At 67.2% G+C, this 13,637-nt stretch carries 15 protein-coding genes and 1 pseudogene; 8 read left to right on the top strand and 8 right to left on the bottom strand.

Annotation, left to right across the window (positions count from 1 at the left end):
- Positions 1–27 precede the first annotated feature (27 nt).
- The 3 genes and pseudogenes from HACJB3_RS03240 to HACJB3_RS03235 all read left to right on the top strand — a co-directional run bounded on the left by HACJB3_RS03240 (position 28) and on the right by HACJB3_RS03235 (position 1,901).
- Entirely contained in the window at positions 28–1,254 is a 1,227-nt protein-coding gene (locus HACJB3_RS03240) for an MFS transporter (protein ID WP_238532814.1), read from the top strand.
- A pseudogene (locus HACJB3_RS21220) lies at positions 1,199–1,396 on the top strand (hypothetical protein); the annotation flags it as partial. The gene HACJB3_RS03240 and the pseudogene HACJB3_RS21220, both read left to right, overlap by 56 nt.
- Positions 1,397–1,442: 46 nt before the next feature.
- Entirely contained in the window at positions 1,443–1,901 is a 459-nt protein-coding gene (locus HACJB3_RS03235) for a universal stress protein (protein WP_008418028.1), read from the top strand.
- A gap of 42 nt (positions 1,902–1,943) precedes the next feature.
- Here HACJB3_RS03235 and HACJB3_RS03230 read toward each other — a convergent pair whose 3' ends face one another.
- Positions 1,944–3,101: an outer membrane protein assembly factor BamB family protein gene (locus HACJB3_RS03230; RefSeq protein ID WP_008418029.1), complete on the bottom strand. Its 1,158-nt coding sequence runs from the start codon at positions 3,099–3,101 to the stop codon at positions 1,944–1,946.
- Positions 3,102–3,660: 559 nt separating this feature from the next.
- Here HACJB3_RS03230 and HACJB3_RS03225 point away from each other — a divergent pair.
- The gene (locus tag HACJB3_RS03225) at positions 3,661–4,044 is read left to right on the top strand and encodes a hypothetical protein (protein WP_238532813.1); all 384 of its coding nucleotides are present in this window, start codon (positions 3,661–3,663) and stop codon (positions 4,042–4,044) included.
- Positions 4,045–4,297: 253 nt separating this feature from the next.
- On the opposite strand, the gene HACJB3_RS03220 is transcribed toward HACJB3_RS03225, so the two are convergent.
- From HACJB3_RS03220 to HACJB3_RS03205, 4 genes are all read right to left on the bottom strand, one after another.
- On the bottom strand, positions 4,298–4,936 hold the full coding sequence (locus HACJB3_RS03220; protein WP_008418031.1) for a DedA family protein: 639 nt from the start codon (positions 4,934–4,936) through the stop codon (positions 4,298–4,300).
- 56 nt (positions 4,937–4,992) lie between these two features.
- Positions 4,993–5,658, bottom strand: a complete 666-nt coding sequence (locus HACJB3_RS03215; RefSeq protein ID WP_008418032.1) for an AIM24 family protein — start codon at positions 5,656–5,658, stop codon at positions 4,993–4,995.
- A gap of 86 nt (positions 5,659–5,744) precedes the next feature.
- Positions 5,745–6,545, bottom strand: coding sequence for an SDR family NAD(P)-dependent oxidoreductase (locus HACJB3_RS03210; RefSeq protein WP_008418033.1), 801 nt, complete (start codon positions 6,543–6,545; stop codon positions 5,745–5,747).
- A gap of 177 nt (positions 6,546–6,722) precedes the next feature.
- Positions 6,723–6,953: a hypothetical protein gene (locus HACJB3_RS03205; RefSeq protein ID WP_238532812.1), complete on the bottom strand. Its 231-nt coding sequence runs from the start codon at positions 6,951–6,953 to the stop codon at positions 6,723–6,725.
- Positions 6,954–7,171: 218 nt separating this feature from the next.
- Here HACJB3_RS03205 and HACJB3_RS03200 point away from each other — a divergent pair, with 218 nt between their 5' ends.
- On the top strand, positions 7,172–8,368 hold the full coding sequence (locus HACJB3_RS03200; RefSeq protein WP_174264852.1) for a pyridoxal-phosphate-dependent aminotransferase family protein: 1,197 nt from the start codon (positions 7,172–7,174) through the stop codon (positions 8,366–8,368).
- 9 nt (positions 8,369–8,377) lie between these two features.
- On the opposite strand, the gene HACJB3_RS03195 is transcribed toward HACJB3_RS03200, so the two are convergent.
- The 3 genes from HACJB3_RS03195 to HACJB3_RS03185 all read right to left on the bottom strand — a co-directional run bounded on the left by HACJB3_RS03195 (position 8,378) and on the right by HACJB3_RS03185 (position 10,955).
- Positions 8,378–8,776, bottom strand: coding sequence for a hypothetical protein (locus HACJB3_RS03195; RefSeq protein ID WP_008418036.1), 399 nt, complete (start codon positions 8,774–8,776; stop codon positions 8,378–8,380).
- A gap of 124 nt (positions 8,777–8,900) precedes the next feature.
- Entirely contained in the window at positions 8,901–9,773 is an 873-nt protein-coding gene (locus HACJB3_RS03190; RefSeq protein WP_008418041.1) for an SDR family NAD(P)-dependent oxidoreductase, read from the bottom strand.
- Between the two features lie 123 nt (positions 9,774–9,896).
- Positions 9,897–10,955, bottom strand: coding sequence for an isocitrate/isopropylmalate dehydrogenase family protein (locus tag HACJB3_RS03185; RefSeq protein ID WP_008418042.1), 1,059 nt, complete (start codon positions 10,953–10,955; stop codon positions 9,897–9,899).
- 87 nt (positions 10,956–11,042) lie between these two features.
- On the opposite strand from HACJB3_RS03185, the gene HACJB3_RS20095 reads away from it, so the two are divergent.
- The 3 genes from HACJB3_RS20095 to HACJB3_RS03175 all read left to right on the top strand — a co-directional run bounded on the left by HACJB3_RS20095 (position 11,043) and on the right by HACJB3_RS03175 (position 13,635).
- Positions 11,043–11,180, top strand: coding sequence for a hypothetical protein (locus HACJB3_RS20095; RefSeq protein ID WP_008418043.1), 138 nt, complete (start codon positions 11,043–11,045; stop codon positions 11,178–11,180).
- A gap of 95 nt (positions 11,181–11,275) precedes the next feature.
- Entirely contained in the window at positions 11,276–12,322 is a 1,047-nt protein-coding gene (locus tag HACJB3_RS03180) for an LLM class flavin-dependent oxidoreductase (protein ID WP_008418044.1), read from the top strand.
- An 80-nt stretch (positions 12,323–12,402) separates the two neighbouring features.
- Positions 12,403–13,635: an alpha/beta hydrolase family protein gene (locus tag HACJB3_RS03175; protein ID WP_008418045.1), complete on the top strand. Its 1,233-nt coding sequence runs from the start codon at positions 12,403–12,405 to the stop codon at positions 13,633–13,635.
- Positions 13,636–13,637 lie beyond the last annotated feature (2 nt).

Raw genomic sequence — 13,637 nt, 5'->3', positions numbered from 1 at the left:
CTGGATCGCCGGATCACGTAGAGATTAGTGGACGCCAGGCGAGACGCGGACGTGTTCGAACGGGCGCGCACCCGGATGCTGGCGGTCGTGAGCTGTTCGCTCTTTCTGTCCGTCCTCGTCTGGTTCAACTACTCGGCGGTCCTGCCCGCGATCGTCGCCGACTGGGGGCTTTCGGGGACGCGTGCGGGGATCGTCTTCGCCGCCTTCCAGGCGGGATATCTCCTCGCGATCGTTCCCGTCGGGATGGTCGTCGACCGCCGTACGCCGCGAGGGGTGATCGGCGTCGGCGCGACGGTCACGGGCGGGGCGAGCCTGCTGTTCGCGCTTCTCGCCTCGGGGTTTCTCGCCGGCACGGGCCTCCGATTTCTTGCCGGGATCGGCATGGCCGGAGTCTACGTCCCCGGGATGCGTTTCGTTGCCGAGTGGTACCCCGAGGCCGAGCGCGGGACCGCGATGGGGGTCTACGTCGGCACGTTCTCGGCCGGTAGCGGGCTCTCCTTTCTGCTTGCGGGCACCATCGCGGCCGCGTTCGACTGGCGGATCGCGGTCGCCGCCACGAGCGTCGGCGCGCTCTGTGTCGGGCCCCTGGTACTGGGGCTGGGTCGGGACGCCCCCGGAGCCGACCGGGCCGAGGGCGGGTTCGATCTGGCCGTGTTGCGAAACCGCGCGTATCTCGCGGCCGTCGGGATCTACTCGTGGCACAACTGGGAGCTGTTCGGGATGCGAAACTGGCTCCCGGCCTTCCTGCTCACCGTCCCGGCGATCGCAATGACGGACTCGCCCGGACTGGTCGCCGGCACACTCGTCGGTGTGGCCGTCGCACTCGGCGGGCCCGGCAACCTCGTCGGCGGGGCGCTCAGCGACCGGTTGGGTCGGATGCGCGTGATCGGGATCGGGTTGACAGCCAGCGGGCTGATCAGCGCCCTCCTCGGACTACTGGGGGGGCTCCCGATCGGCCTGCTGGTGGCGGTCGTACTCGTCTACGGGGTCGTCATCACGATGGACAGCGCGCCGACCTCGACGACGGTGACGGAGGTCGTCGCGCCCGAGCGCATCGGGACGGCGCTGTCGATCCAGTCGTTTATCGGCTTTAGCACCACGGTCGTCTCCCCGGTCGTCTTCGGGTGGGCGCTCGACGCCGGGGGCTACGCGGTCGCCTTTCCGACGCTCGCGGCCGGCGCGTTCGCCGGCCTCGTCTGTGTCGGTGCGTTTCGGGCGACGACTCGACGCTCGGTGCCGCGCCGAACGCGGTAGGGGAGTCGACCGTCCCCCGACGACCGACGGGGCGATCCGCATCGGCCGCGAGCCCGAGAACACCATCTTGAACGCGGTCGAGAGCCGCGACAGCGAGGCCGTCCTCATGGGATGGGGCGGCCAGCCGTCGCGCCGGCGCGATGTCGTCGTCGGGTCGACCGTCGATGACGTGCTGACCGAGGCTCCGTGTGACGTCTTCGTCGAGCGGGTCGGCAAGGACTCGAACGGCGAGGTCGAATCGATCCTGCTGCCGACTGCGGGGGGGCCCACACGCGGAACTCGCCGCCGAGACGGCCCGCGCGATCGCGCGCACCACCGAAGCCGACATCGAGTTCGTCTACGTGGCCGATCCCGACGACCCCGAAGACAGAGAAACGGGCGAGGCGTTGCTCGCGGAGGCGCTCGACCACACGGAGTCCGGCGGAACGAACACGACGCTGCTGGAGGGCGACGACGTCACGGAGACGATCGTGGCCGAGAGCGAGGACCACGACCTGACGATACTCGGGGCAAGCCGGTCGAACCTGTTCGAACGCCTCGTGCTCGGAGAGACGCCTCGACGGATCGGTGAACGGGCCGAAAACACCGTCATCATGTCGAAGCGAGAGCTCGAGCTCGGCTCGTGGCTGAAACGACATCTCAACTGAATACGGTAGAGGCGGGCGATATCGGAGTAGCGGAAACTCCGATCACACTGCGGTGGTCGGCTCCCCGATCGCGTGCAGACCTTCTTCCGAGCGCACGTAGACCGTTCCGTCGGCGACGACCGGGGCCGAAGTCACCGCCAGATCGAGCGTCGCTAGGACCGCTCCCGTCGCCGCGTCGATCGCGTAGAGCCCGTCGGTCTCGATGCCGAACCTGCTCGCATCGCTCCCGACGTAGAGCACGCCGTCCGCGACCGTCGGCGCCGTCGAGACGTGGACGCCCCCGTCGTCCCCGTAGATCGTCCAGCCGCCGGTTCCATTGGAATCACGGACGGCGAGGCCGGAGACGGAGGTGAAATCGACCGCCGTCGTGTAGATCCGGCCGCCACCCGCGGCGATCGGGTGGAGGTCGAACCCGGCGTAGGTACTGGAGATAGTCCGCTCGTCGCCGCCGGTCGCTCTATCGAGCGAGACCAGCCCGAAGATCGGGGCCCGGAGGACGTCCTCCTCGCCGCCGGCGGTCGTCCGCAGGTAGATACGTCCGTCGGCGACAACCGGCGGACCGACGAGGTTCGCCTCCGAAGCGCTGGGCGGAACGAGGTCGTGGCTCCACCGGACACGCCCCGTCCGAGCGCCGAGGGCGAAGACGGTGCGATCCAGGCCGCGATCGCCCGCGACCCGTCCGACGTACACACATCGCCCCTTCGCGGCGGGCGGTGTGAGTCGTCCCCCGAGCGTTCGTTGCCAGTCGACGGTACCGGAGGCCGCATCGATGCCGTAGACCGTCTCTTCGCCCGTGGTGTAGAGGTGTCGTCCGACCAGGGCGAGGCCGCCCTCCTCGGAGGAGGTGTTGGTCTCGATCGGGAGGATCCACTCTAGGCTGCCGTCCGCACGCGAGTAAGCACGGATCGAGTCCCCGCCCGCGTAGATCCGCCGTTCGTCGATCGCGAGGGTCTCCGGTCGTTCCTCGAGGTCGATCGACCACTGGACGCCGCCATCGATCGCGTCTAGCGCGTGGAGGACGTCGTGATAGCCGTCCGATCCGGACGACTCGCCGACCACGTAGACGATGCCGTCGCTAACAACGGGATCGACCGTCGGACGGTCGTCGAAGCGCCACTGTTCTTCCAGACCGGTTCGTGGCCCACGAGCGGTCGGATGATAGCCGGTATGGGCCCCGCTGTAGCGCTGTTGGGGCCACATCTCGCTTCCGGACGCCCTGCGATAGAATCCTGGTACGCTTTCGGTCCCAGATCGCGCCGTCGCCCGCGTCGAGGCGAAGAAGCTGGCGCCAGCGAGGGTAGCGGTGGCCCATAGGAAATCACGTCGTGACGGATTCAGTTCACTGATACGCTGGATAGATGTACTGCCCATTGTGCGTGCTATAACGGTTGGCATATAGATAACTATTATTAATTATAGACCAATAAATAGAACCTGCTAGTCGATCTATCGGCCGTTTTCGTAATAACAATCCATCTGCACGTAGTGGATTACGTAATAAAGGGACCGAACGGCTAGGGAACTGTCGATCCAACCGGACGAGATACTCGAAGATATAGGTGCCGAGAAACGACTGCAGATGCTGTTGGCGGCACGAGAAGCCGAGAAGGGGACATGGATCGATCGCCTTGTTGAGACGTGTCCACGAGAGAGGTATAGATCGACTGATCGTGCCGTAACCGACCGGTTTCGACTGGCACAGCTGCTCGCTCAACAAGTCGTATTCGAACTCGAGACGACACGCCTCCAGTACGAGCGATTGCGCCTACAGCAACGATTCGTCTCGGAAACCGATGCTGGCAACGATGAAGAGCTATCGGACGAACTCGCTCAATCAGCGGACTGTATCGAGGAGAAACGAGCGGTGTTCATCAGGCTGTATACGGCCTACTACGACTATCACGAGTTCTCGAAGACAGTCTTGGATGTCGAGTTAGAGTCGTGGTTGGCGCTTCACCCACAGGGATCATCGGTCCTCGAAACCGTCTCCGAGATAGTAACCGATCGACAAGAACTCAAGCAGGCGGAAGACTGGTTCGAGAGCCTCTATCCGGATCCGCGGATCACCCTCGATGAATCAGCGTCGGGTCGGTGTCTGGTGCTCACCACACCTTGGGAAGCTGCGACCGCGACGATCCCCTGACGTTAGCGGGCGATCCGAGATATGACAGCTGGTCGGTTGCCCACAATCGCTCTGGCTCAGCCGATCCGGCCAGCGAAACACCAAGAGGGGAGAACGCTGTCGCCGATTCATCCGAAAGGCCCATCGTTGTCACCAAGGCAGCGAGGGACGCCCGAGGCCGAGATCCTCCGCCTCGATCCCAGTTTCGTCTTTTCTCATCCCATCGGATCCTCGGAGAATGCTGGACGACCGCTATGCGCACTCTGTCACCATCTCAGTCGCCAACGACAGCAACGGCAAGCAGAACGACCAGTCCAGTCACGATCGAGAAACCGACCACGATAAGCGGGTTCGCCACAGCGTACTCGGGCAACGCGCCGAGACGGCCAGCGAGGAAGGCGACCGGGCCGTGCGAGACGTCGAGGCGGTAGACGAGCCCCGCGACGCCCGCCGCGAAACAGGCCGATCCACCGGCCGAATAGGCCGTAAAGCGCCGGAGATCCATCGCGGCCAGCCCCGCCGGGATCGAGATGATCGAGCGCGCCACCGGGAACAGTCGCCCCCAGAACACCGTGCCCTCGCCCCAGCGACGGAACCACCGCCGGCCGCGTTCGAGGTCGGCCTCCGAGATCCGGACCCGGTCGCGGTAGCGCGCAAGCGCGCGGTCGCCGGTCCCAGCGAAGAGGTAGTAGGCGACGACGCTGCCGAGCGTCGCTCCGGCCGTTGCGGCGAGCACGAACAGTCCGAAGGAGGTCGGTCCGGTGACGAGAACCGCCGCCGCGAAGGGGACGGTGACCTCGCTGGGGAGGAGCGGAAACAGCATCGACGTCTCGAGAAACATGAACACGAACAGTGCGAGATAGCCGTACTGGACGACCAGATCCAGCCCGACGCCCGTCAGTCCCTCGGCCATTACCCGCTGTTGGCCCCGATGGACCGTTCCGGTTTCGGTTGGCCGGCCCAACGGGGCTACTGTCGAGTGTGGCCCTCCTCGAAGGGCTGGACGATGACGAACCCCTCGGAGCCGGTGAAATCGAGCTGGTAGGTCTCGTCGGAGGATTGGCCCACCAGATCCGAGAGGCTCCGGTTGACGTTCCCGCCGGGGGCGGTTCCGCTCCAAGCGACCGTGGCGTCGGGATCGGTCCGAACCGGCGGTGTCAACACCAGTGGGTCGCCGTAGGTCGTGATCGCGACGGTCCCGGGCCCGCTCAGAAAGACGTTCGTCAGCCCGCCCGCCGACGAGCCGGCGATGCTATCGATGGTACGGACCTCGTAGTCCACGTCCGACTCGAACGCGAGGACGTCGTTGCCGTTGACCGAGAGCTCCTCATCGGCCGCGAGATCGATCACTTGGACCCGTTTGCCCTGATCGGCGAGATAGACGTGCCCGTTCCCGGTCGCCTCCATGACCGGTGTGCCCTCGCCGAGCGCCGCGCCCTTCAGGAAGCCGGTGATCCCTCCCTCGGCGGAGGCCTTGCCCGAAAACGAGATATCGCCGGTGTAGGCGATCATCGAGCCGGCCCTGGCCATCACGCTTCCGTCGAGCGCGACGTCGAGCAGCTTGCTGTTTTCGAGTTGGAACGTCTCGTCGCCCTCTACGGGCGCGTTCGCCGTGCGGAATTCATCGAGTTTCATGGGTGTTTCGGGCCGTGTCCAGCCCGTTCGTTACATCTCAGTTCGACCGATAAATAGTATTCCTCCTCGCGGTCTCGAGGAGGGGTTCAACAGACGTGACCGCCCCCGTCGACCCAGATCGTTTCGCCGGTGACGTACGAGGCGTCGTCGCTCGCGAGATAGAGGTACGCACCGGGGAGGTCCGCCGGCTTGCCCGCGTATCGCGGCAGATCGGGTGTCTCGCCGGTCGGCTCCATCTTCCGGGCTTCCTCGGCCCAGCCCTCCCGGATCTCGGTGGCGATCGGGCCGGGGGCGACGGCGTTGACCCGGACCCCGTCGCCGGCGAGTTCGAGCGCGGCGCTGCGCGTGAGCATGCGAATCGCGCCCTTGCTGGCGGCGTAGTGGGAGTGATCCCACGTCGCGCGACCCTGCGTGTCGGAGGTCGTGTTGACGATCACCCCCGGATCGTCGCGTTCGATCATGTCGTTTGCGGCCTTCTGTGTGCCGAAGAACGCCCCGCGGGCGTTGACCGCGTTGACGCGGTCGAACTCCTCGGGGGAAACGTCCCTGAACCGCCGTTTCGTGTACAGCCCCGCGTTGTTGACCATCACGTCGACGCCGGGGGCGAGATCGTCGTCGTCAAGTTCGCGGGCGGCCTCGATGACGACGTCCAATTGCTCGGGATCAGCGACGTCACACTCAACGTAGGCGGCGGTTCCGTCCGCATTGCGGATCACCTCGTGAGTCGGCGTTTCGAGACCCGTATCCTTCGGTTCGGGATCGAGATCCGCGTTGAGCACTGTCGCACCGGCATCGCCGAACGCGATGGCGATCGCACGACCGATGCCGGAACTGCCACCAGTGACGACCACCGTTTCGTCCGTGAAGTCGGGGTTAAGCGAGCCCATAGCGCGACCAAGGGCACGAGCCACCTCAACGTTGGCGTCGGGGCGAACGTGACGGGTCCCGCATACGGCCGGTTTCGATGCCGAACGCTCGACCCGGCGGGCGATCGAATAGGGTACGCAAACGAGGTAATCACGCCCGATGGACCGGATTAATCGAGGCAGCCGAATCGTGCGATCTCAGGGATCGGGATCGGGCCCGCGGCGATACCGCTCGCTGGCCGCGGCGACCCGCGCGTGATACTCCTCGCGATCGATCTCGCCGTCCTCAAGGGCCGCTCGTGCGTCCTCGACGGCTTCGACGAACCGGGCCTCCGCTGGGGGGAGCGTCGGGTCCTCGGAACTCAGTTCGCTCGCGAGTGTCGTGATGTCCATCGGTTCTGGATGGCGGTGTTGGCGGGGGGAACCCATACCGGGGACGCCGTCTCCGCGTGCGTTCGACGGTGGCTTTATTCGAATATAAGTTCGTTCTATATATTGAATAATCGCGATAGAGATATACTAGCAATATTAGGACCGCGGCGAGCGGGGCCACAAGCGCCCTATCGTGGGTTCTGTGGGCCGATACGGCCGATCAAATCGGGCGGGCGGAACGGGCCTTTTTTGGTTCGCTACGGGGAGTAATGGACATGGACGATTCACCCGCGTTCGCGGAGCTCCTTCCACCGGATCGGACGCTCATGGGCCCCGGGCCCAGCGACGTTCATCCCCGAGTGTTGCGCTCGATGGCGACGCCGCTGGTCGGCTATCTCGACGACTACTGCGTCGAGATCATGGACGACATCCAGGAAGGGCTTCGATACCTGTTTCAGACCGACAACGAACACACGCTCGCGGTCAGCGGGACGGGTTCGGCCGCGATGGAGACCGCCTTCGGCAACCTGGTCGAACCCGACGAGACCGTACTGGTGCCCGACAACGGCTACTTCGGCGCGCGAATGGGCGAGATGGCAGAACGCGCCGGCGGCGAGGTCCACACGGTGAGCGCGCCGTGGGGCGAGCCCCTCGACCCCGCGGACGTCGAGGCGGCCTTCGAGGAGCACTCCCCGACCGTCTTCGGGTTCGTCCACGGTGAGACCTCGACGGGCGTGCGCCAGACGCGGGTGTCGGAACTGACCGAGATCGCCCACGAGAACGATGCCTACGTCGTCGCCGACACGGTCGCCTCGCTCGGGGGCGTGGAGTTCCGCACCGACGAGTGGGACGTCGACGTCGTCTACTCGGGCTCCCAGAAGTGTCTCTCGGCGCCGCCGGGTGCCAGCCCGATCACCTTCAACGACCGCGCGGTAGAGAAGGTCCACGCCCGCGAGGAGCCCGCACGGTCGTGGTATCTCGACCTCGAGGGGGTCTGGGAGTACTGGGGTGAGGAACGAAACTACCACCACACCGCCCCGGTTTCGACGCTGTACGCGCTGCGCGAGGCCCTGCGACTCCTCGCCGAGGAGGGCCTCGAAGCGACGTGGGAGCGCCACGAACACGTTGCGGGCGCGCTCACCGATGGCGTCGAGGCGATGGGTGTCGGGCTGAACACGCCCGAGGAGTACTGGCTGCCGACACTCAATCCCGTTCGCGTGCCCGACGGCGTCGAGGACGGGCAGGTCATCGACCGCCTGCTCACCGAGCACGGTATCGAGATCGTCGGCGGGCTGGGCGCGCTCGACGGGGAGATCTTCCGTGTGGGCTGTATGGGTCACTCGGCGCGCCCGGCGAACGTCTCGCAGTTCGTCTCGGCGTTCGGAGCGGTGCTGGCCGAGGAGGGTGCGGAGGTCGACCTCGAGGCCGGTGCCGGCGCGACGGCGAGCGCGCTCGCTCGTCGGGACCGATAGCGCCTACGGCTACCGTCGGGGCGAGTCGGGAGGAGCGATCGTCGAGTCGACCACGCCGTGCGGCAGTCGCTCGAAGCGCGGCGGCCGGTGATGCGAGACGACCCCGGCGGCGAGTGCCCGACGGGCACAGTCGGCGATCGAGGCCGCCGAGAGGCGGACTCGCCCCGAATCGGGCTCGTACTCGATCGCATCACAGTCGGCCAACGCCGGCAGATCCCGCGTTCTGATCGCCTCCTCGACGGCCGCGGGCTCCTCACCGACACGGGGGGCGAGGTACGCGGCGACCGTCTCGGTCGATGCGTGTGGCCGATCGGCGACGTAGCGCAGCAGTTGCCAGCGATAGCGGTTCGCCTCCCGGGGGACGCGTCGCGAGATCATCCTCGCGTAGTCCGACTCGGTACGTGACATCCTGTATCGTCCGACCCTCGCACGCCACATAGTATCTCACCGCCTAATCCGCGGTAGCGGACGTTAGGCGGTCACTATCGGGAAGAGGGGGCGAGGTGGACCAGCGACGGGGAGGTCCGAGCGCTCACGGCCAGTCGGGATCGACGCCGACGAGGTCGGCGCTGACCCGCCAGAGTTCCTCGCGCAACTCGGGATCGGTCGCCGCCGGCGCGGGGTCCCGTGGACCGTCGTCACCGACGTAGAGACCGGAGCGAGAGCCGTACTCCGGGGCCGTGGCCAGCTCGACGAGACGGTCCGCGCCCGCCTCGGCGGTCGTGCCGATCCCGGGGACGGCCGCGGCGAGGCGAACGAACAGGCGCGTCCGGGGCGCGGCGTCCCGAAACAGGTCCGTCGACGGGATGAACCCCGGATGGAAGCAGTTCGCGACGACGGACCCGTCGCCATCGAGACGGTCGGCGAGTTCGATCGTGAAGGCGACGTTTGCCAGTTTCGAGCGGGCGTAGGCCGCGAGCGCGCTGTACTCGCGTTCGAGCCGGAGATCGTCGAACGCCAGGGTTCCGCGAGTGTGGACCCCGGATGCGGTGACGAGGACGCGTGCGGGCGCGGCGTCACGAAGCGAGCCGAGGAGCTCATGCGTGAGCAGGTACGGCGCGAGGTGATTGACCGCGAGGGTCAACTCGGCACCGTCGTCGGTGATCGTCCGCTCGCGCGTCGAGAGCCCGGCGTTGTGCGCGAGGACGTCGAGGCGGTCGTACTCGGCTTCGACGTCCGCTGCCAGCCGCCGAACCGCATCCTGAGTCGCGAAGTCAGCCCGGTGGAACCGGACCGTACCGGGGTTCTCAGCGGTCGCGTCCTCGGCGAGGCGCCGTCCCCGATCGGCGTCGCGGCCGACGGCCGCGACCGTCGCGCCGGTCGCCGCCAGTTTCCGGGCGGCGATGGCGCCGATGCCGCTCGTCGCACCCGTCAGCAACACCGTTCGGGTGTCCTCGTGGTTCATGCTCCTCCGTAGCGGGCGAGCGATAAAACGTGTAAGGGACGTCGACGATCGCCGCCACGCCGACTCCGACGAGCGTTCTCCCGGCGGAGAGCTCGGCGGCCGGAACGGTCCCGCACCGGTGTCTCACCCGAGCCGAGTCCGGAGATCGTTCGCGACGGCCTCGCTTCCGGACTCGCCGCCGATGTCGGGGGTGCGTGGGGCGTCGGGGTCGGCGAGCTGGGCCCGCACGGCCGCCCGCAGCTCGCGGGCGAGCGCGTCCTCGCCGAGGTGTGCCCAGAGTAGTTCCCACGAGAGGACGGTGCCGATCGGGTTCGCGACGCCCTCGCCGGTGATGTCGAAGGCGCTTCCATGGACCGGTTCGAACATCGAGGGATGGGTCTGAGTCGGGTCGATGTTCGAGGAGGGGGCAAGCCCCATGCTGCCCGAGATACCGGCCCCGAGATCGGTGAGGATGTCCCCGAAGAGGTTCGAGGCGACGAGCACGTCGAACTCGTCGGGCCGGCGGACGAAGTCCATCGAAGCGGCGTCCACGAGCAGGCGCTCGACCTCGACGTCGGGGTACTCCCCTGCGATCTCCCTGAGGACGTCGTCCCAGAAGACCATCCCGTAGGCCTGCGCGTTCGACTTCGTGACGTTCGTCAGCTTGCCCTCGCGCTCGCTTGCGGCCTCGAAGGCCGCCCGGACGATCGTCTCGGTGCCCTCGCGGGTGAACATCGCACCCTGAAAGGCGACCTCGTTGTCGTGACCGCGGTACTCCCGACCGCCGATGTCGGCGTACTCGCCCTCGGTGTTCTGTCTGTAGACGACGAAGTCGATCTCGCCGGCCCCGTAGTCCCGCAGCGGACCGGTGACGCCCTCGAAGAGGTAGGACGGCCGCTTACAGACGTGCTGTTTGAACCCCTTCGTGATCTCCAGACGGAGCCCACGGAGGGTCACGTGGTCGGGGACTTCGGGGTGGCCCACCGCGCCGAGAAAGATCGCGTCGTACCCCCGGAGTCGGTCGAGGCCGTCGTCGGGCATCATCGCGCCCTCGGCGAGATACCGGTCGGATCCCCAGTCGTAGCGGGTGGTTTCGAGCGAGACGCCGTGGGCGTCCGCCGCCGCCTCGACGACCGGCAGCGATCGGTCGACGACCTCGGGGCCGATCCCGTCGCCCGGGATGAGCGCGATCTCGTAGGTCATTGCTCGTAGGCGAGCGTCGCGGGACAAATCCCTTCCGGTCCGTGTTGACGCCCTGCACGCATCCGAACCCGTCGAGGCGACCGCGAATTGTACCCGCCGAACCTCTGGCTGGACGACCAGCCGGTCGATCACGAGACCTACGAAGAGGAGGTCACCCAAGCACGCATCGAGGCGATGGTCGAAGACGATATCTGGGTGCCGCCGTACTGGGAGCGCGAAGAGTAGATAGCGAGCGTGTCGCGCGATCCCCGAAATCGCCAGAACGGGGAGAGACTGCTGGTAGCCGAACCGTTATATCGCCGACTCCGCGAGTGCCGGCCATGGAACTCTCTGCGGTCGACCTTTCGCCGGTCCCGGACGACGGGACCGCGGCCGACGCGTACGCAAACACCGTCGAGGCCGCACGCCAAGCCGAGCGCCTGGGTTACTCTCGCTTCTGGGTGGCCGAACACCACGCGATGGCCGATACCCTCGCCGGAACGAGCCCCGAGGTGTTGCTCGGACGTCTCGCCGGCGAGACCGACTCGATTCGACTGGGGTCGGGTGCGGTGTTGCTCAATCACTACAGCCCGTTCAAGGTCGCGGAGCTGTTCGGCGCGCTCGACGGGCTCGCGCCGGGACGGATCGACGCGGGACTCGGGCGCGCGAACGGCTCGCCGGCGTCGGACCGCGCGCTCGGGACCGACCGACACGTGCAGGACCCCGACGGCGACCACCGCGAGAAGATCGAGGCCGTCGTCAATCACCTCTACGACGACTACCCCGAGGGTCACCCCTACAGCGATCTGGCGATCCCCCGCTCGGGGGAGGGCCCGGCGATCCCGTGGGCACTCGGATCGAGCCCGTCGAGTGCGGCCATCGCGGGCGAACTCGGGTTGCGCTACTGTTTCGCGGCGTTCATCCGACCCCAGTTCGCCGTTCATGCCTTCGAGCAGTACCGCGAAGGGTTCCGGGCGTCGGAACTGGCCGGCAGCACGGACGAGCCCGAGGGGATACTCGCGGTGAACGCGGTCTGTGCGGAGACCGACGAGGAAGCGGCGCGGCTGCGGGCCGTGGCCGAGGCGTCGTATCAGCGGATGCAACGCGGGATCGTCGGCACCACGCCTTCCGTCGAGGAGGCGATCGGGGAACTCGGCGGCGTGCCCGACCCGACGCCCGCGACGCTCGACGACGACGAGTGGCCACGGGCGATCTCGGGGAGCCCCGAGACGATCGCAGGGCTGTTGGAGCAACTCACGGATCGCGTCGGCGTCGATGAGGTGATGATCCAGCACGTCATCTCCGACCACGACGACGCGCTGCGCTCCCACGAACTGCTGGCCGAGGGCGTCGGGCTCACCCCACGTCGGGCGGGAGACGGCTCCTGAAGGGAGTCCTGTGTCGCTGCGGAGCCGTCCGAGGTCCCCGGAGCCACAACAGGTATCGTCAGGCGAGGAATGGATATGCCATGCGCGTCCACTTCTCGACTCGGATCTTCGACTATCAGACGCTCCGGACGATGGCCTATACCACCTTCGGCGGTGCCGAACCGGGCGAGGTACTGACGACGGTCGAGCGGATCGAGGAGGGCGAGACGGCGTCCTGGCACGCCGAGTGGCGCGAGACGGCTGAACGAACCGAACGGGCGGCCGACGAGGCGGCGGCGGCTTCGCGCCACCGGACGGCCCGGTTCGCCTACCTGCGCGCACACAACTACTACCGAACCGCCGAGTTCTTCCTGTCCGCACGCGATCCCCGCCGGCGTCCGACCTACGAACGGTGCCGTGAGACGTTCCGGGCCGGTGTGGCGCTGCTCGATGCTCCACCACGCCGGGTCGATCTCCCCTACGAGGACACCACCCTTCCGGGGTATCTCTTCGAACCGCCCGAACGGAGCGGCCCGGGTCCGACAGTGATCTGTCTGGGGGGCTTCGATTCGCTCGCCGAGGAGCTGTACTTCCTCTGTGGGGTGCCCGAGGCGCTCGCACGGGGCTACACCGTCTTGCTCTTCGACGGCCCGGGACAGGGTGCGCCGTTGCGCCAGCGCGAACTGACGGCCCGTCCGGACTGGGAACGCGTCGTCGGGCCGGTAATCGACGCGCTTTCGCCCTACGGGTCGGTCGATCCGGATCGGATCGGCGTGATCGGGGTCAGTTTCGGAGGCTATTACGCGCCGCGGGCGGCGGCGTACGACGGACGGATCGCCGCCTGCGTCGCGTTCGACCACATGCACGACCTGTGGCGGGCGTCGGCCTACGAGCACCCCCGGCTCGCGCCCCTGCTCGAACGGGTCCCCGACGTGACCGTCAACGCGCTGGCGACGGCCGGGGAACGGTTCAGCGTCGAGGCGCGCTGGCTGATGGAGAACTCCAGGTGGGTCTTCGGCGTCGAGTCGGCGGCCGAACTACAACGGACCCTGCGTCGGTATTCGCTGTCGGGGGTCGCGGGTCGGATCGACTGTCCGATGCTCGTGCTCGCGGGCGAGGACGACCACTTCGTCCCCCTCGGGTTGGCCGAGGAGTTCCTCGAAGAGTTGCGGGCCCCGACGACCGCCCGGGTGTTCAAAACCGAGGAGGGCGCGGGGGAACACTGCCAGGTCGGCAACCTCCGGCTCGCGACGAGCGTCGTCTACGATTGGCTGGACGAGACGCTTGCGGGCGGGAGGGAAAACGCCCCCTCCCCGGGGCCCGCGCGTGGCTGATC

Source organism: Halalkalicoccus jeotgali B3, from assembly GCF_000196895.1.
Classification (GTDB): Archaea; Halobacteriota; Halobacteria; order Halobacteriales; family Halalkalicoccaceae; genus Halalkalicoccus; species Halalkalicoccus jeotgali.
The sequence above is the reverse complement of the archived record's forward strand: the minus strand, read 5'-3'. Positions and strand labels throughout refer to the sequence as shown.

Bases quoted from the DNA above. Each gene is read 5' to 3' on its own strand.
- HACJB3_RS03200 (WP_174264852.1), top strand. From the start codon at position 7,172: ATGGACGATTCACCCGCGTTCGCGGAGCTCCTTCCACCGGATCGGACG.
- HACJB3_RS03205 (WP_238532812.1), bottom strand. From the start codon at position 6,953: ATGGGTTCCCCCCGCCAACACCGCCATCCAGAACCGATGGACATCACG.
- HACJB3_RS03180 (WP_008418044.1), top strand. From the start codon at position 11,276: ATGGAACTCTCTGCGGTCGACCTTTCGCCGGTCCCGGACGACGGGACC.
- HACJB3_RS03210 (WP_008418033.1), bottom strand. From the start codon at position 6,545: ATGGGCTCGCTTAACCCCGACTTCACGGACGAAACGGTGGTCGTCACT.
- HACJB3_RS03185 (WP_008418042.1), bottom strand. From the start codon at position 10,955: ATGACCTACGAGATCGCGCTCATCCCGGGCGACGGGATCGGCCCCGAG.
- HACJB3_RS03215 (WP_008418032.1), bottom strand. From the start codon at position 5,658: ATGAAACTCGATGAATTCCGCACGGCGAACGCGCCCGTAGAGGGCGAC.
- HACJB3_RS03230 (WP_008418029.1), bottom strand. From the start codon at position 3,101: ATGTGGCCCCAACAGCGCTACAGCGGGGCCCATACCGGCTATCATCCG.
- HACJB3_RS03195 (WP_008418036.1), bottom strand. From the start codon at position 8,776: ATGTCACGTACCGAGTCGGACTACGCGAGGATGATCTCGCGACGCGTC.
- HACJB3_RS03175 (WP_008418045.1), top strand. From the start codon at position 12,403: ATGCGCGTCCACTTCTCGACTCGGATCTTCGACTATCAGACGCTCCGG.
- HACJB3_RS03220 (WP_008418031.1), bottom strand. From the start codon at position 4,936: ATGGCCGAGGGACTGACGGGCGTCGGGCTGGATCTGGTCGTCCAGTAC.
- HACJB3_RS03190 (WP_008418041.1), bottom strand. From the start codon at position 9,773: ATGAACCACGAGGACACCCGAACGGTGTTGCTGACGGGTGCGACGAGC.